Annotated in this window: 16 protein-coding genes; all 16 read left to right on the forward strand. The window is 56.3% G+C overall.

Features of this window, described 5'->3' with window-relative positions; all coding sequences use genetic code 11:
* Positions 1-25 precede the first annotated feature (25 nt).
* On the forward strand, positions 26-874 hold the full coding sequence (locus Enr13x_RS14230; protein WP_145387018.1) for an ABC transporter permease: 849 nt from the start codon (positions 26-28) through the stop codon (positions 872-874).
* A 36-nt stretch (positions 875-910) separates the two neighbouring features.
* Positions 911-2,182 (forward strand): ABC transporter ATP-binding protein, encoded by a 1,272-nt coding sequence (locus Enr13x_RS37960; protein WP_197456021.1) that lies wholly within the window; start codon positions 911-913, stop codon positions 2,180-2,182.
* A gap of 28 nt (positions 2,183-2,210) precedes the next feature.
* Positions 2,211-3,020 carry a methyltransferase domain-containing protein gene (locus Enr13x_RS14240; protein WP_145387020.1) on the forward strand — a complete coding sequence of 270 codons (810 nt, stop codon included), beginning with the start codon at positions 2,211-2,213 and terminating at the stop codon, positions 3,018-3,020.
* Complete coding sequence (locus tag Enr13x_RS14245) at positions 3,017-3,763, forward strand: FkbM family methyltransferase (protein WP_145387022.1); 747 nt, start codon at positions 3,017-3,019, stop codon at positions 3,761-3,763. Before Enr13x_RS14240 ends, Enr13x_RS14245 begins: the two co-directional genes overlap by 4 nt.
* A 9-nt stretch (positions 3,764-3,772) precedes the next feature.
* Positions 3,773-5,053 (forward strand): glycosyltransferase family protein, encoded by a 1,281-nt coding sequence (locus Enr13x_RS14250; protein WP_145387023.1) that lies wholly within the window; start codon positions 3,773-3,775, stop codon positions 5,051-5,053.
* Positions 5,050-6,318: a glycosyltransferase gene (locus Enr13x_RS14255; protein ID WP_145387025.1), complete on the forward strand. Its 1,269-nt coding sequence runs from the start codon at positions 5,050-5,052 to the stop codon at positions 6,316-6,318. The genes Enr13x_RS14250 and Enr13x_RS14255 overlap by 4 nt, the downstream gene beginning before the upstream one ends.
* Positions 6,319-6,324: 6 nt before the next feature.
* A complete protein-coding gene (locus tag Enr13x_RS14260; RefSeq protein WP_145387027.1) occupies positions 6,325-7,410 on the forward strand; it encodes an STELLO glycosyltransferase family protein in 1,086 nt (361 codons plus the stop codon).
* Between the two features lie 18 nt (positions 7,411-7,428).
* The gene (locus Enr13x_RS14265; RefSeq protein WP_197456022.1) at positions 7,429-8,406 is read left to right on the forward strand and encodes a glycosyltransferase family 2 protein; all 978 of its coding nucleotides are present in this window, start codon (positions 7,429-7,431) and stop codon (positions 8,404-8,406) included.
* Entirely contained in the window at positions 8,396-9,334 is a 939-nt protein-coding gene (locus Enr13x_RS14270) for a glycosyltransferase (protein ID WP_145387030.1), read from the forward strand. Before Enr13x_RS14265 ends, Enr13x_RS14270 begins: the two co-directional genes overlap by 11 nt.
* Positions 9,335-10,363, forward strand: coding sequence for a glycosyltransferase family 2 protein (locus Enr13x_RS14275; protein ID WP_145387032.1), 1,029 nt, complete (start codon positions 9,335-9,337; stop codon positions 10,361-10,363).
* The gene (locus tag Enr13x_RS14280; protein WP_145387034.1) at positions 10,360-11,280 is read left to right on the forward strand and encodes an O-fucosyltransferase family protein; all 921 of its coding nucleotides are present in this window, start codon (positions 10,360-10,362) and stop codon (positions 11,278-11,280) included. Before Enr13x_RS14275 ends, Enr13x_RS14280 begins: the two co-directional genes overlap by 4 nt.
* A 9-nt stretch (positions 11,281-11,289) precedes the next feature.
* Entirely contained in the window at positions 11,290-12,030 is a 741-nt protein-coding gene (locus tag Enr13x_RS14285) for an FkbM family methyltransferase (protein WP_145387036.1), read from the forward strand.
* 57 nt (positions 12,031-12,087) lie between these two features.
* Positions 12,088-12,879, forward strand: coding sequence for an FkbM family methyltransferase (locus Enr13x_RS14290; RefSeq protein WP_145387038.1), 792 nt, complete (start codon positions 12,088-12,090; stop codon positions 12,877-12,879).
* Between the two features lie 460 nt (positions 12,880-13,339).
* Positions 13,340-16,330 carry a beta strand repeat-containing protein gene (locus Enr13x_RS14295; protein ID WP_145387040.1) on the forward strand — a complete coding sequence of 997 codons (2,991 nt, stop codon included), beginning with the start codon at positions 13,340-13,342 and terminating at the stop codon, positions 16,328-16,330.
* 149 nt (positions 16,331-16,479) lie between these two features.
* On the forward strand, positions 16,480-17,514 hold the full coding sequence (locus tag Enr13x_RS14300; RefSeq protein WP_145387042.1) for a glycosyltransferase family 2 protein: 1,035 nt from the start codon (positions 16,480-16,482) through the stop codon (positions 17,512-17,514).
* A 65-nt stretch (positions 17,515-17,579) separates the two neighbouring features.
* Positions 17,580-18,380 (forward strand): FkbM family methyltransferase, encoded by an 801-nt coding sequence (locus Enr13x_RS14305; RefSeq protein WP_145387044.1) that lies wholly within the window; start codon positions 17,580-17,582, stop codon positions 18,378-18,380.
* The last annotated feature ends 41 nt before the right edge of the window (positions 18,381-18,421 follow it).

The following is an 18,421-nucleotide window of genomic DNA, read 5'->3' on the forward strand; positions in this document are numbered from 1 at the left end:
CGTCAGCAGTTCTCAGCCAAACGCAATGCCCGAAACGGAACCGCCGTTCGACCCCGTGCCGGTCACGGTGATCGAACCGCCCCGCGGATGGATAGGAATCAACGTCGGTGAACTCTGGCGTTACCGTGATCTCTTTGCACTGTTGGTCCAGAGGGATCTCGTCGCTCGCTACAGACAGAGCATCATCGGGATCGGCTGGGCAGTGCTGCGTCCGTTGATCTCGATGATCATCTTCACGTTCATCTTCAGCAAGGTCGCGGGGATTCCGTCGGACGGGTCTCCATACGCCCTGTTCACGTTTTCCGCTCTGTTGCCCTGGCTCTACTTCTCCGGAACATTGCAGACGTCGACCAGCAGCATTGTCGGCAGCGCTCATTTGTTGCGAAAAGTCTATTTTCCACGCCTGATTTTGCCGCTGGTGGGCGCGGTCACCGGTTTGGTGGAGCTGCTCATTCAGTTTGTCGTCTTGATCGGACTGATGTTCTGGTATCAATTCGCGCCTGGATGGCAAATCGTTCTCGCACCCCTGTTCATCCTGATGGCGGCCGCCTCGGCGGTTTCGGCCGGACTTTGGCTGACGGCTTTGAACGTCAAGTACCGCGACATTGGTCAAGCGGTACCGTTCCTGGTACAGGCGTGGATGTGGCTGTGCCCGATCGTTTACTCCAGCAGCCAAGTCCCTGAAGAGGTCCGGCCGATCTATGCGCTCAACCCCATGGTCGGAGTCATCGAAGGATTCCGCTGGTGTTTTCTGGGAACGACGACTCCGGACTGGAACATCATGGCAATTTCCTTCGCCGTGGTCTTGATCATGCTGCTGAGCGGACTGCTCTATTTCCGAAAAGTCGAAGACGGATTCGCTGACATCATTTAGCTTGTCGCGGCAACTTCAAATTCACATCGATCTGCAATGCTTCCCGCCATCTCCATCGAGCAACTTTCCAAACGATACCAACTGGGGGTCACACACTCCGGATCGGTACGCGAGGCCGTCAATCGCGTCTTGGCCAAGGTTGCGGGGAAAAAGCAATCGCCCGATCTGGAGGCGATCGCCAAGGCACACCCCAATCGCGTTGTAGGCGACCAATTCTGGGCCTTGCGTAACATTGATCTCGAAATTCAACCCGGTGAAGTTGTCGGGCTGATCGGTCGCAACGGCGCGGGCAAGAGCACGTTGCTCAAAATCCTCAGCCAAATCACCAAGCCGACCGAAGGGAGAGCAATCATTCGCGGCCGAGTCGCCGCGTTGCTGGAGGTCGGGACCGGTTTTCACCCGGAGTTGACGGGGCGCGAAAACGTCTATTTGAACGGCACCATTCTGGGCATGAGCAAGGCGGAAGTGAAACGCCAATTCGATGCCATCGTCAACTTTGCCGGAGTCGAGACGTTTGTGGACACGCCGGTCAAACGCTACAGCAGCGGAATGACCGTACGATTGGGGTTCGCGGTGGCCGCCCACCTGCAGCCCGAAGTGATGATCGTCGACGAAGTGTTGGCGGTCGGAGACGCATCGTTCCAAGAGAAGTGCATCGGAAAGATGTCGGAAATGGGAAACGAGGGTCGAACGATCGTCTTTGTCAGTCACAGCATGTCCGCGATCGAGCAACTGACCCGCAAATGCTTCGTCGTCAACGACGGCCAATGCGTTTTTGAAGGCCCCAGTGCCGATGCGGTGGACCACTATTTGGATCGCCAAAGACGCGAACTGGCTCAGTCGAGTGACGTTTCAACATTGCCCAGAGTCAGCTGGGCGGGAGATCAGGCTGCGAAGATCGTGCGAGCGGAACTGCCCGATCTCGAAAACGGAAAGCTGACCGGTAACGAACCGATCCGCATGCGACTCGGCATACTCGGAAAGAACGAGATTCAATCGTTCTCGTTTGGCCTGACCCTGAACTATCGCGACGGAACCCCGGTCGGCAGCGCGTTCTCGGTGCCGTGCGGTCCCATCCGCGCCAACGAATCACAAACCTTCGAACTCCAGCTTGCCACCACAGGACTGTCGCCCGGTCACTATTGGATGACCATCGGCTTGATGCGGGGCAATCGCGAAGCGACCGATGTGATCACGGAAGTCCTGCATTTTGACATCGAGGCTCCAGAACGATTGCCACCCGGATTCGTTGATTGGAATCCGGGTTGGGGGCGGATCAAGTTCGATGCAACGTGCCGCCTGGTATGACGCGTATTCTTCCAGATTTACACCTTCAATGATGATCAAGACCTTTCTACACAAGACGATTCAGACATTCGGCTACGATATTGTCTCATCGCAAAACTTGGAAGCCGAAGTGACTCGGCGCATCAAGTCTCGCGAACAGAATCGGATCGCCGAGATCAAAAAACAACGGGAAAGACGTCGCGATTCCAAACCGGTTGATGCCGGCGAGACAGGAATCATCTGGGCTGGCCGGGACGAAATTGATGAGAAGGCGAATGCTTGTATGCGAGATGCGCAAACACTTCTCGATATCGGTTGCGCCTTTCGTCCGCAGCGGAGGTTCGATGCGCAGATCCACATTTGCTGCGAACCCTTTCACGAATACATGGACCGCTTGATTGTCGAAACCGCCAAGGAGACACGGTTCGTCTATCTGAAACTCAATCTCGAAGAAGCCTGTGCCGCATTCCCCCACGGAAGCGCAGACAGCGCATACATGTGCGACGTCATCGAACACATCGATCGCGAGATCGCAGAACGATGCCTCGAACAACTCAAACTGATCGTCAATCAACAGATCATTCTCTTTACGCCACTCGGCTACATGCCGCAGGATCCTGATGAATTGAACGCGGATACCGACCCCTGGGGCATGGGAGGCATGGAGTGGCAAAAACACCGCTCTGGTTGGACCCCCGAAGATTTCCCCAGTCATGAGGGCTGGACCGTGATCGCTTGCCGAGACTTTCACCACGAAGACGGATACGGTCGCAAGCTCGACAAACCCTTCGGCGCCATGTGGGCGATCTGGAACGCCAACGCCGATTGCGTCCAAAACAACGAAAGTCCAAAATCATGAAACGTATCGCCAAAAGCACCTTGGCAGCGGTCGGCCTGGACGTGCGGCTGTCTCGAAACGTCGCACAAAGCCAAGTCGCGGCTTGGCAGCAGAAACAGGATGCACTTTGGGCGCCGTTTCTGAAACATCTGGATATTCGAACGATCATTGATGTCGGGGCCAACACGGGGCAATTTGCCGAATTGATTCATCGCCACTGCCCGGATGCGAACATCATTGCGTTCGAGCCACTGCCTGTCTGTCACGCTGACCTGCGCAGGGCGCTCGCGGAGTTTCCTGATTCCCAACTCATCTCATCGGCAGTCGGCAATGCGCCTGCGACGGCCGAAATGAACGCCAGCCAATTCACTCCGTGCTCGTCATTGCTGGCCGGCACCGATCTGCTTGGGGAAGACTACCCCGACGCCGCGGTGACCGAGACAATCGAAGTCCCTGTCGTCCGAATCGATGACGCACTTCAATCGCTACCTTTGCTCGATGACGTCTTGGTAAAATTCGATGTCCAAGGGTTCGAGATTCCGGCGATGGAAGGCGCTGCGGAAACGCTCGCCAAAGCAAGGGTGGTGGTTTGCGAAGTTTGTTTTTTTCGGCGCCTCTACCAAGGCCAACCGTTGTTCGACGAAATCTATGCCAAACTGAAGGATTTGGGATTCACCTACATGGGCAACGCCGAACAGCACAAACGCAAATCTGACGGTCGAATCGTCGAAGCCGATGCCATCTTCGAGCGGCTGGGGGCTTGATCGGTGGTCATGGCTGCTACACCTAAAACACGCTGCGATGGCGAAACCGGTGCTGGCCCCCTGACGGGCCGACCGCCGACGGAGTTTCCTCGGCTGTTGGTCCTGACCGGCAGTCCCCCCGGCAACAATGGCGTGGGCGCGATCTTGCAACGTCAGATTCTGGAGGAGGTTCCCCGCGACCGTCTGCGAATCATCACCATCAACCCCCGAAGCGTTGACCCAAAATCTCTCAAGGACAACGTCTGGGTTGATGATTGCCTGACACGCAAATACGAACATGCCTATCGACCCGTCGGTGGAGCCGTCGGAAACCTCATTAGTCGTCTGGCGCACGCGGCGCTCTGTCGTCCCGTCCTTCGAGAGGTCACAAAGCAGTGCGTCAGTGCCGGTCGTCAGCACCGTTGCGAGGCGGTGCTGGTGGTGCTGGAAAGCCCCACGCCGATCTTTGTTGCTGAACAGGTCGCAAAGCAGCTGGACGTACCGCTCTATTGCTTTGTCATGGACGGCCCGCGTTTGCACACGCATGATTACGGTTACCACGGGGCATTGAAGGAGCATTTGCTTGCCGCGTTTGATTCGGCGATGCACCATGCGTCGCGCATTGCCACGGCCGGTGAAGCGATGCAAATGGCCTATCAGTCGGCATTCAACAAACCGACGTCCATTCTCCGACAAGGAGTCGAGTATCGCGAGGCAGCATTTCCCGAGCTTTCGACCGAAGGTCCGATCAAAATCGGCCTCGCCGGGTCCATCACCGCTCGCGAAGCGTTCATGGCGCTCACCGACGAATTGGATCGTCGCGAGTGGACGTTGGCCAATCGACCCGTCATCGTGCGCATCGCCGGGGCGCATCTGCGGTTGACCCCGAGCGGCCCACAGCACATCGAATACTACGGATGGAGAAAGATCCCGGAGATGCTGCGATTGATGTCCGAATGTGATTTTCTTTACATGCCCCAACCATTTTCGGGGCATTTGCGAGAATTTGCCGAACTCTCCTTTCCCAACAAACTGTGCACCTATGTTCCCGCTCGTCGACCGATCATGCTGCACACTCCGCCCAGCGCGTCTCTGCCAAAATTTTTCGATCGTTATCCCTGTGGCCCGCGCTCGACAGATCTAGCGGCCGCAGACTTGGTGAACCAGACCGAACAGTGCATCCAAAACCCGGCGGAATACCGGTCGTTTCAAGACACGGTCGATGCCGCGTTTCGCGAAGCACTCAATACGGCCGAATTGAAACGCCAAATTTACGCCTTTCTCGGTTGTTCAGGGATTGATCACAAGTGACGTCTGCTTCCTGCTCTGTCGCGAGTCCGCTGACCGTTGTTCAGTTGCATTCCCATGACTACGGAGGCGGGGCCGAAGCGGTCATGCGTTTGAATCACCGTGGTTTGGAATCCCTCGGTCATCGGGCATCGGCGATTGTGGCGAATAAATCGGGCACCGATTCGTTTACACGCCAACTGACCTATCAGCGAGGCATACCCGGTAGTCGCCGGGTGGCCAAGTGGATGAAGAATGCGACCGGGCTACAAAACGTCTATGCACCGTCATTTCGATCCGTGGATGCATTGTTTGGGGAATCGCCCGATGTGGTGCATCTGCATGCGATGCATGGGGCACAAGAATGGGCCGACTTGGCCGGGCTGGCCCGCTTGGCGAACAACTATCCACTCGTCTGTAGCCTCCAGGACCTCTGGTGGTTGACCGGCCATTGTGCCTACGGAATGCAATGCGAACGCTGGAAAACCGGTTGTGGACAGTGTCCCGACCTTCAGCGCTATCCTGCGGTGCCGCGAGACGGAACGGCTTGGAACTGGCGACGGAAAAAGGCCTTCTTACAGTCACATCCGATTCATTTGATTGCACCTTCGGATTGGGTCAAGTCGCAGTGTCAGCAGAGCCCGATCTTGCGTGAGTGCCCGATCACCGTGGTGCCAAACCCGATCGATGTCCAGGCCTTTACCGCCGAGGATCGTCTCGGCGCTCGAGAGCGGTTGAAGATCCCTGCATCTCAGAAAACGATTCTGATTGCCGCCAATCACTTGGACAGCCTTTTCAAAGGCGCTCGAGAAGCGGTGGAAGTCGTGAATCTGATCAGCGATACCGATACTCTCGTGATCCTTGTCGGCAGAAACTGCGATCAAGTCGCGGACCACATCAAGCTGCCCAGTCGTTCGCTCGGATACAAGTCCGACGTCAACGAAATGGCCGACTGCTACCGGTCCGCCGATGTCTTTGTGATTCCTTCCAAAGTTGAGACCTTCGGACTCGTTGCGGCCGAAGCGGTCGCGTGTGGCACAGCCGTCGTGTCCTTTCACGCCGGCGGCCTCAAAGAGGTTGTTGAAAGTTGTCACGGAATCGCAGTCACAGACGGAGACGTGGTCGCGTTGGCCGACGCCACCCGCTCATTGCTTGACGCGGATCAGGAACGTATTTCTCGTGCTCAACGGGGCCGGAAAACGGTTCTGCAAAACTATTCGCCGACCGCACACGCTCAAGGCTGTGTCGATGTCTATCGCACGGCCATCCAAGAACAGGTTGTCAAATAATCCTCTATGCTGCACATCGTCATCACAACGATTCAGAATCCGACCCCTAGCGTTTTGCGTCTGGCCAGTTTTCTGAAAAACGGCAAGGCCCAACTCGTCGTCGCCGGGGACACCAAAGGCCCTGCTGAGTTTGACCTGGGTGGGATCGACGGCTTTTCCGATCGCCAGCTTGAATTCCTCGACATCGAATCGCAACTCAACTCGGATTTCAGGGTCGCCCCGCTGCTGCCCACGAAGCACTATTGCCGTAAGAACATCGGATATCTCGCGGCAATGCGTTCGAATGCGTCTTGCATCTACGAAACCGATGATGACAACGCTCCCCTGGAGTCATGGGCCGCGCGGCAAGAATGGATCGATCAACCAAGATTCGTCTCGACACCAAGGTCAGAACGACCAATCTGGATCAATGTCTACAAACACTTTTCCGCTGATCTGATCTGGCCTCGCGGGTTGCCGCTTGATCAAATCCGGGAACCTTCGGTTGTTTCCGATGCGCCGTCTTCCGCGTTGAATCGGGCCGCACGCGAGTCCGGGAAACTGTGGGCTCCCATTCAACAGGGACTGGCCGATGGTGCGCCTGACGTGGACGCCATCTGGCGTTTGGTTCTCGACCGAGAATTTGAGTTCGGTTCGGGCGGACAAAGCGTCATGTTGACGCCAGGACAATGGTGCCCGTTCAATACACAATCGACTTGGTGGTGGCCCGCTGTCTATCCATTGTTGTATGTGCCCAGCTACTGTTCCTTTCGGATGTGCGATATCTGGAAAAGCTTCGTCGCACAGCGTTGCCTGTGGGAACTGGGGACGGGAGTGGTCTTTCATGCGTCGGAAGTCGTTCAAGAGCGAAACCCGCATAACCTGACGCGAGACTTTCAGGATGAGATCCCGGGCTACCTGCAAAATCACGAATTTGCGACGGTGTTGGAATCCGTTGACCTGGACTGCAAACAGACGAGCGTCGGGAGCAATCTGAGAGCTTGTTACGCTGCGCTGATCGCCGCCAACATCTTTCCGGAGAAAGAGATGCCCCTGATTGATGCTTGGCTGGAGGACGTGGCGTCGGCGGTCGGAAGTCAAGCCTGCCGGTAATTGAAGATGACTTCCGCAATGCTATTACCGAGAGTCTCCAAGCCGGGACGTGTGCCGCTACCGCCACTGGATCAGCAGCCGCTGGTTTCGATCATCGTCCCTAGTTTCAACCAAGGATGTTTTATTGGTGACACGATTCGGTCGATTCTTGATCAAGACTATCGGCCCTTAGAAATCTACGTCATCGACGGCGCTTCAACAGACAATACGGTCGAAGTCCTGGAGGGCTTCGCAGACGTGCCCGAACTCGATTGGATTTCCGAGCCGGATAAGGGAGTCGTCGAAGCGGTCAACAAAGGGTTTGCGAAAGTGACCGGTCAGGTGATCGGGATTCAAAGCTCTGACGACATGTACTTGCCCGGCGCAGTGCGAACGATGGTCGATGCGCTGCGTCAACGGCCAAACCACGGCTTGGTCTATGGTGACATCGAAACCGTTGATGCCGGCGGGACGGTGACGGCCAAAAGGGTGATTCGCCCCTATTCGATTCGCGATTTTCTTTGCAAACAAACTTGGATCCCCCAGCCGTCTGCCTTTTTTCGCCGCGAAATGCTTGACGTCTGCGGGGGCTGGGACGAACGATATTTCAACGCCGATACCGAGTTGTGGCTCAGGATGGCCTTTCGGACGAACGTCGAAAAGATCGACAACTACATTGCCCAACGAAGAATGCATGAAGACCAACGGGACAATCAAAAAGCAGTGATCGTGGATGCCTATCGGCGCATGCTGCAAGACTCTCCTGACATCAAACAGGCTAGCCCGGATATCCGGCGTGCGGCCAGGGCGGGAGTCTTCTTGCACGCGATACGATACAACGCCAGCGGGTCAACCTTGAGAGCCTCTCTGTACCTGTGGCGAGCTCTGTTGGCGGACCCTTCACTTTGGGAAAATTACAATAGGTCGCTTCTGCTGGTTCCGGGGTGGGCGCAATTTCGGGGTGCCTTGTCGGCTGTCAAACAGCGATTGCTTAGGAAGTCAGCCCATGAACGGTGAATCCGTTGAACGTTTGCTGGTCACGGTTGTCGTTCCGGCAAGAAACGAAGAAGAACGGATTGGCGATTGCTTGCGAGCGTTGGAAAACCAATCCCTGCCACGTCAACAGTATGAAATCGTTGTTGTCGACAACGGATCCACCGACGGCACCCGGGCGGCCGTCGCACGCTCCACCGCGCGGTTGTTAGAGGAACCAAAACCCTCGGCCTACCATGCCAGGAATCTGGCGATCCGAAGTACGGACAGTGAGTGGCTCGCTTTTACGGATGCCGATTGCATTCCCCATCGGGATTGGCTGGAGAATCTGCTGGCCTCGGCGAGTATAAATGATGCGTGGATCGTGGGTGGCCTGACCCGCTACGACATCGTCAACGACAATTTGGGGAATCGCCTCCTGTGCGAGACGCATCAACCCGACCAGCTTCGCGAAACCATTGAATCCTATCACTGCGTTGCAGGCGGCAACATGTTCGTTCGCCGCGCGGCGTTTGAACAACTGGGACTTTTTCGTGTCGTCAGATCCGGTTCTGATATCGAGTTTTCGAAGCGTCTGGCGGCGGCAGGGTTTCCGAGTGTTTTTGCCGAGAACGCGGTCGTACGTCATCAATGCGACTTGAGCAATTGGGAGTACCTGAGGCGTTCCTACCGAATCCGTTACGGGCAACGCACCCATTCGAAAAAGTCGAGCGGAATTCTCGCTGCCCTCGCCCACCTCAAGCAACTTCCCTGGCGGCCAGGCCTGAGAGCGGCGACGCAAGTTGCCACCAAACACGAAACAAAAGACGGTGGTCGTTTCTGGGCGGAATGGTTGTACAGATGGGCGAATCGATGGGCCGGGTTTCTCGGTGAGTGGCAGGCATCGATTCAAAATCCAATTGCATCATCTGATGTCAAATCGGACGTCGGTTCACCAAGGATCACGGACTAAATGCCTAATCGACTTGTCAGCACGATTATTCCTGTTTTCAATCGGCCCGAGATGTTGAAGTCAGCCGTTGAGAGTGTCCTGGCACAAACGTATCGGCCGATCGAGATCTTGATTGCCGACGATGGATCGACCGATGAAACGCCAAACGTCGCCGCGCAACTGGTCAGCGCCCATCCGGACGTGATCCACTATCGACGGCACGAGAATGCAGGCCCCGGCCCGTCGCGTGAGTTGGGGCGTTGCATGGCGCGAGGTGAATTCGTGCAATACCTCGACAGCGATGACCGTTTATTGCCGAATAAATTCAACGATCAAGTTGCCGCCCTGGACGAACACCCCGAATGTGAGATCGCCTACGGAGTGACCCGGCTGGTTGACCGGGACGGTGCAATCCTGGCCGATCCATTCAAGTGGACGGCGCGAGTGATGCCGGAACTGTTTCCCGGATTGTTGGTCGACCGCTGGTGGTGCACCCACACGCCGCTCTATCGTCGTTCGCTGACCAACGAAATCGGATCTTGGTGCGACATGCGCTGGAGTCAAGACTGGGAATACGATGCCCGAATCGGCGCACGGCGTGCGAAGCTTGTGCATTGCGGATCGCATGTGAGCGAACATGTCCATCATGATGGCGTTCGTCAAACCTCCTCGGCGGCTTGGACCACCGACCCGGCACGACTGGCGAATCGAGTCCGATTGCTCAATGCGCTGTGGGATGGTGCGAAGCGAGCCGGCGTACCGGAATCCGCTCCCGAGCGACAACATTTTGCCAGATGGTGTTTTTCGATCGCACGACAATGTGCGACGCAGGGAATGAAAGCGGAAACCGATCGTTGCTTGGAATTGGCAGACGAATCATCCGGGACGATCCACGCCGGTGGTAAAGGAGTCGGACTGTTTCGTTTGTTGACGAAAATGATCGGTACACGCCCGGCCGGTCGGCTTGCCCGGGCGGTTGAGACGTTGCGTTCCTCCTCGTCATCCGATGCGACGATGGACCAGTCGTTTTCCAACCAGGTCGGTCCGTGAGTCAACCGTTGTATTACGTCCACGACGTTGGCGGCATGTGCAATCGCATTTTCCCGTTCGCGCATCTGATCGCAACCAGCGTGGTCACTGACAGACCGCTCGCCAATCCGACTTTTACAAAGTACGAGCACTACTTCGTTGGAACAAACGAAAACCAACGCGATGCGTTCTGGGAGAACGCCGGGATCCGCGCTCCACAGCTGAAACTGTCGAACTGGCGGGGTCGGTTCAAACTGGCTCGCCGGCTGAATGCTTCTCGCGTGCAGGTGCGGAGCGAAAATGAATTGCTGGATGTAGAAGGCCTACGAACTGGCGGAAAACTGGATGAAGTTCGCTGGATTTCCGCCCTTTACGCAATCGACAATTCAGCATTTGCTCAACAAGCTGCATTGATCAAAAGTTGCTTTCGCCCCGTCCCCGAAATCGAGCGATCGGCAAACGACTGCGTCGATCGACTCCGGCGACACTGTGATGTGGTCATCGGCGTTCACATCCGACAAGGAGATTACGCCGGCCACAGTGGTGGGATGATGTTTTTTGAAACCTCCGAGTATCGGGAATTGATGGACCAAGCCGTGGCGACCTGGCACGACCAGTCGGTTGGCTTTCTGATTTGTTCCAACGTGCCTCAACCCGATGACTCGTTTGATGGGCTGACCTGGCAAATGGGTCCCGGATCAGAAATCGCAGATTTGACGGCGCTGTCCATGTGCGATTTCCTGATCGGGCCGCCAAGCACGTTTTCGGAATGGGCATCGTACGTCGGCGCGGTACCGCGATTCGTTTGGAATCGCAAATATGAGCAGATGTATCAAGTCCTCACCAAACCGCTGACAAAAGAAAATTTCGTCGTTCATGGCGGCCGAGGCTTCGGGAAGTTCTCGTCCAGAATCAGCAACTCACTTTCTGAACGCTAGTTACAAACAATGTCGATCAAGAGGGCAATCGCCGCCGTTCCGTTTCTCAAGCGGATGCTTGTGCCGCTATACGATCGTATGCGAGGTTTGCCGCCGTTGGACGTCGGCGAAATTGATGAGGACACGCTTCGGCGTGCGATCGACAAACCAAATCCGACCATTTTGGAGATCGGTGCAAACGACGGCATGCACACCGTCTGGTTCCGCAAAATATTCCCTGATGCCACGATCCACTGCTTCGAACCCGACGCCCGAGCGATCCAGCGGTTTCATGAACGCGTCGGCAAGGACGCTCCGGGAATTTTTCTTCATCAATCGGCAGTGGGACCGATCAACGGCGATGTCACATTCTATCCAAGCGACAGTTGCAACACGGCAGAAAGAGAATCATTGTGGGATTGCTCGGGGTCATTAAAGCAACCCACCGGTCACTTGGACGTGCACCCAGAAATTGCGTTTGCCGATCCGATCACGATTCCGTCGGTCCGTCTCGATGACTGGCGAGTAAAACATGGCGTCGGGATGATCGATTTTATCTGGATGGATGTGCAGGGCGCCGAGTTAGACGTGTTTTCATCGGCAGCTTCGACTTTGGAATCGACGCGTTATCTGTATACAGAGTACGTCGTCGAGCCATTGTACAAAGACCAACCGACCCTGACGGGATTGGTCGCCGCCCTTCCGTCGTTTCGAATCGTCAAACGGTATCGAAATGACATTCTTCTAAAAAACAGATCGCTTGCTCAATAGCGCCGAATCACTTTTCAGCCGATCGTGTCGGTTCCACCTCGACCAATTGGTGATCCAATGAAAAACACCCTGAGACAACTTGCAAAGCGAACTCCGTTTTATTCAGCCTATCAGCGGTACCGCCAAGAACAGCTGCGCCTTACCACAATCAAGCAACTTAAGAGTTGGGACGCCGAAGACGAACAGCGCAAGGCGTTCTATTCGAATTTCGTCCAACCGGGTTCAATCGTCTTTGACGTTGGCGCCAACCTTGGAAACCGCGCCAAAGTGTTTCTTGCCCTTGGAGCGAAAACGATCGGGGTCGAACCGCAGCCTTATTGCCAAGAAGTTTTGCGGCAAGGCTTAGCGAACAAAGATGGCTTCCACCTCGAGTCTTGTGCATTGGGAACAGAGCCCGGGGAGGCGGAGATGTTTGTCAGCTCCGCTCACACGATCTCGTCGATGTCAAAAGAGTGGATCCAGGATGTGAAAGAGAGCGGCCGTTTCGCAGAACACAATTGGGATCAAACCATTCGTGTCCCCGTCAAGACGATGGATGACATGATTGATCAGTACGGGACGCCGGCTTTCGTCAAAGTCGATGTCGAAGGGTTTGAGTTGGCGGTTGTCTCGGGACTCAGCAAACCGGTCGGTGCAATCTCGCTGGAATTCGTTCCCGAACACCTGGAAAACACCCTGCAATGCGTCGACCGGCTCGCGGCAATTGCCCCGACTAAGTTTCGGTACAGCCTGTGGGACAATATGGAATGGGGGATGGAAGATTGGGTCGGTGCTGATCAGATCAAGCACATTCTGACGCAACTTGACAACGACAAATGGGGGGACCTTTTTGCCCGCACGACCGCGTGATCAGGGGGCGATAGATCCCTCACTGACCCCCTGTCAGGATGGTCGGGGGGCCCCGATCTTCGGATGCAAGCAGTCGAAACGTCTCTGCTTGGTTTCACTTTGAAACTGTAAAAGCAACTCGACAGAAGAGATGTACGAAAAATCACTTTTTTCCGCGTCGCCACTCCCGGCGCCGACTAGCCTGGGGACCTAAGTCGTTTCCTTCGTTGCGGTTGTATCAAACTCCCCGGAAACAGCTTTTTTGACGCTTTAATGCGGGATCGCTAGATTTCCGACGCTTTTCCTAGCAACGGATACGCCGCAGATTTCCCAAACTGTCCATTCTGTCGACTCAAGAAACAACGTTTTTCGGGTTGATGCCCCACCTAAGGTCAATCTTGTGTTTAGTCACCTTCATAAAACTCTGAAATCCAAGGTCGCTTCTCGACGCAAACATCAGTTAAGAGCTCGCCGGCGTGTGTTGCATGAATCACTCGAAAACCGCAATCTGCTGGCGGCGAGTATCTTTTTGGCGAACAACGGGTTCCTTCGTGTGATCGGTGATTCAACGGCTGCCGACCAGATCGCGGTTTCCTTCAATGCGGCTGAAAATCAGTACACGATTTCAAACGATGCACCCATTTCCGTCGTTGCCTTCAACGGTGCTTCGGATGTCGACGGCAACTCCGGCGACAACTCGGCGACGCTGGACGTCGATGACTTCACGGTTGCCATGAACCGGTTGCGTTTCGAGCTTCGCGGCGGAAACGATTCGGTGGAAGTCAACGGATTCAGTTTGAACGGAGAAGGGATTCAAGTCGTCGACGGGGCGGGGACTGATAGCGTCGACATCAATGCCCCGATCGGGACGGGAGCGAATCCGGCGGCGTTCGCCATTATCGATGCAGAGTCGTTGGAAACGGGCAGTGACATTTTCACGGGCGTTTTGGGGATCAATATTTCGGCACCAACAACGTTGTCGGGTGATACGGGGCTAAACTCGACCGGAACGATCTCGCTGAACGATACGGTCGACGGCGGATGGGACGTTTCGGTCGATGGAACGCAGGTGACGGTGTCGGCCGACATTGGTGGCACAACGCCGGTTGCCGGATTCACTGCCAACGCGACTTCAACTCAGGTGGCTATCGGTTCGTTGGGCACGCCGGTGATGGTCAATGCCACCGGCAACGTCTCGCTGACTGGAGTGACCAACGCCAATGTGTCCGGAGATCTCACTGCCGGCGGAAACCTCTCCTTGGCCTCCGCGTCCAACCGCTTGACCTCGGCGGGTTCGATCGTGCTTGCCTCTGGCGGGACGATCGATTTGGACGGCCCCGTTGCCGGCAACGGGGGAACGCCGAATCTGCGTTTGACAACGCCCACCGGTGCGATCGATGCGAACGACGCCATCAGCAATATTGCGGCGTTGGAGATCAACGATGGGGCAATGGGGGTTGGCGCGGACACCGTTACTTTGGGTGGCGCGATAACCGCGGAATCGATTGACATTCGCGCCACGACCCAGGTCAATTCAGACACGGTGGAGTCAAGTGTCGGCGGAATCGCCATCCACAGCCCTCAAATTAACCTCAATCAAGGCGGACCGGGGGCGGTTCGTGTCGCCGGCCCCACGACCATTGTTCTTGATGGATCGGTCGACGCGAGCGGTCGCGATTTGAATATCGAGGAGGGAACGTCCCTCGACGTTTCAGGCATCATCACAGCCGCTCAGCTTCAGATCGCAAGCACCGCGCCCTTTGCGACAGTCTCACTCCAAGGCGGAGCGAACACGACCGGCTTTAGTATTACCGGAACGGCGATTTCGGTCGGCGGGGACATCTCTTCCAGCGTCGACAATGGCTCTTTCCAGGGTCCCGTCACGGTGGTCAATGACGTGGCGATTTCGTCGGCGGACATCCTCTTTTTGGACAGCGATATCAACTCCGACGCCGGCAATCGCACGCTCGAATTGAGCGCCGAAAACCAGCTATCGATGCTCGGTGGTGCCGAGGTCGGCACGGGGACTCCGTTCGGCAATGTCAACCTTGGCGCGGGTGGGGATTTGACTCTCAACGCGGTAACCGCACAAGACACCGCGACGATTCGCGGGGGGCGAATCAGCGCGACGGACACGATCATGGCGGACATCGTCGAGTTGTTGCCTTTCGTTCCGACGGAAGACCTGGAGGTCTACAATCAGAGTTCAGCGCCCGGAACAGCAGTCAATGCGATTGACCTGTCGATTTTGGGAACCGTCGCCCCAGCATCCGAGTTGCGGATTGGCAACGGTGACACCGGCACTGTCACTTTCTTCAACGACAACTCGACTCAGACGACGCTGGACCTTTCTTCCATTCCATTGACGACCGCGACGGCGGACAACATCTCGGTGCAAGAGAAGATCAACGCGGGGGCAAACGATCTGACAATGCGGGCGGGAGCTACCCTGGCGTGGACGGGACTGGGGAGCGTGACGGCGGCTGGAACGCTGACCATCGAGCAAACGGACATCAGCGGCAACCTGGTCGTCAACGGCCCGATGCGCGACATCGGCGACGCCGTTGTCTGGAGCCCTGGATTGGACGTCGTTGTTGACGGCAATGGCGGAAACGTCGAATTTACGTCCGAAGTTGGAGGCGATACCCTTGGCAGCCTGACGGTTTCCGACACCAATCTCCTCTCTCTGAACCATCCGACCTCAGCATCGTTCACAAATGGAATCGATATCACGGCGGTCGGCGTGAACGTCAACGGAGGCTTGGTCAGCCGACTCGGTGATGTCACGATCGACGGTGACTTGAATCAAACCGGGCCCACGGAACTTGTCGCCGGAAACGGTCAGTCGGTGGAGATCGACGGGAACGTCAATGGAGGTGGCGAACGGGTTCGCGTCAGAAGCTTTGTCCGCACAGCAGGCTTGGATACCGTGACGCTCGGCAACATTACCAATGCGTCAGATGTGCTGCTCAGCCAGTCGCCCGCGACGACGGCCAATCTTGGTGGCGCCGACGTGACCGGAGGGATCAGTGTCCGTGCGGCGACGATCAACACGCAGGGAGTGTTTACCGCCCAAGACGGCAACTTGCACTTCCTCGGCAACCTGGTGCTGGCAGGAAACACCGCGTTGAATCACGAGTCGGCGACCAACAACGTCTTCATTGTTCAAGGGACAATCGACGGCGCGTTCGACTTGGACGTGGACAGCTTGAATGCTCAATTCTCGATGACCGGCGAAGTGGGAGGCACCACCGCCCTGGCAAACCTGATCATCGAGACGACCAATGCCGGTGCGAACACGTTCCAACCGATTACGGTCGTTGGCAATTTCGAATGGACTGCCGGCGGTCGAATCATCATTCGTGCAGACATCACCGCGGGCACGATGATCGACATCACATCGACCGGCGGAACCGTCCAGCTTCGAAACGGAGCCACGCTCAACGCCCCGATCGTCAACGTGACCCCTTAAGTCGGTACCGCCGAGACTTCGCAGCGACGCTCGTCAGAGGGTGGAGTGGTCCACGCTCCACCGTCTGACGCCGGTCGCTCCGTCGGATCAGCAATTCACGGCAAATCGACTGGCCGCCCGGATTGCTATTTGAACCTTGTCCAGCTGAAGTGACAAAACCAGCAGAAATTGATCCATCCGTGCGTGTCGCCGTCGTGATGGGATGTCACAACGGCGGTCCAGCGGTTGCGGATACCGTGCGATCGATTCAAGGTCAGACACTGAGCAGTTGGGAGTTGGTCATCGTCGATGACGGATCCGATGACGCAACGGCGACTCTCTTGGACGAACTCGCCGAAGACGACTCTCGCATTCGCGTGATCCGCCAAGAACAAGCGGGGCTGACCAACGCTTTGATCGCAGGCTGCCGGGCGACGAATGCTGAGTATATCGCGCGCCAGGATGTTGGCGATCGCTCGTTGCCGGAGCGGTTGGAAACCCAGGCCCGTTTTTTGGATGACCACCGAGACGTAGTCGTTGTCGGCAGCGGAATCCAATGGATCGGGCCTCGCGGCGAGATGCTGGGCAACTGGGTGCGAAATCAAAACGCCGAGGAGATCACGTCCGAGCTGGCCGAAAACGGAACGGGGTTCGTGCATCCGTCGGTCATGTTTCGCCGTGAAGCCTACGAACGCGCCGGAGGCTATCGAACGCAATTTCGTTTCGCACAGGACCATGACCTGTGGTACCGAATGGCGGAAATCGGAAAACTCGATTCTTGTCAGGAGATTCTGTTTGAATATCGAATCGACATTGCGGGAATCAGCCCCGAAAACCGGAATCGTCAACACCGACTGGGGGAAATCGCACGCAAATGCTATTTCGCTCGAAAAAAAAGCCAATCCGAACAGGCGTTGCTGGACGAGGCACAGCAGGTTAGCTGGGACGCGATACCGGCCAACAAGGATTCGCGTCGCCGCGCGATCGGTCAGGCCGCTTACTTCGTCGGCAGCCAGTTGTATGCAAAACGGGACCGCCGCTGCAAACAGTACCTTGCCATGGCACTGAGAAAGGGTGCGATGCCGGTACGCGCGATGATCAAGTATGGACTGGCAACCTTGTTGCGTTTCCCCGTCGGGCCTTCGAGAGAGGCGGAAGACATCTTGGCGACTACCGACGACGTGTCTTCGGCTGCAAGTCGCTAACTGCCACGGCCAACCGAGAACTCCAGTCTGTGCCTCCAAACTGATTACCTTCCGCGAAAACTTTCATGTCACTCAAGTCCCTGATTCAATCCTGCCTGTCACCTCTTGGCGTCGAGATCCGTCGTGTTGCCGATCCGACGTTGCCCTTGCTGCATCAGTTCACACTCGACGGAAAGCAGCGTCGATTCTGGTTGACCAATCCGTTCACGAAATCCTGGTGGCACAAGCCTGAGATCCAGATGAATGGGGAACTCTCGGAACTCAAACGTTTGTGCACGCCTTCCAGTCGTGTCCTGGAAATCGGGGCGCATCATGGGTTGATGACGATCTTGATGGCGGATTGTGTCGGAACGGATGGACACGTCTTCGCGGTCGAGGCGAGTGCAGATAACGCCTTCGTGCTCGATGCGAATTGTTTTCAAAATCGACTCTCCAACGTCAGTACTTGGTTCACGGCCATCGGCAGAACCGCCGGAACGGCAAGATTCGGAGGAGAATCCTTGGCGGCATCAAGTGGGATCGTTCGTGAAGTCCCCATGGTCACAGCCGATCAGTTCTGCGATTCCAATGCGGGCGACCGAATCGACGTCCTCAAAATCGACGTCGAAGGATTCGAAATGGAAGTCCTGCAAGGAGCCGCGCACCTGCTTCAGCAACGACCCAAGCTGGCCCTGGAGCTTCACGTCGATCTGTTGGTCGACGCGGGCAGTAGCGCAAAAGAGGTCTGGGACCTGCTCGAAACCTCTGGAATGTTTCAAGACCGAAAGACGACAATGTTGACTCGTCCGAATTGGAACGACATCAGGCCCGTGAATGATTTCAATGATCTTCCGACATCTGGGGTCGTCAATCTGTTCGTCAGTTAGCAACCCGTCGCGGTTGCTGGTTGTTGGACGGGCTGATTCTT

The sequence above is a fragment of the Stieleria neptunia genome (genome assembly GCF_007754155.1).
In the GTDB taxonomy this organism is placed as follows: domain Bacteria; phylum Planctomycetota; class Planctomycetia; order Pirellulales; family Pirellulaceae; genus Stieleria; species Stieleria neptunia.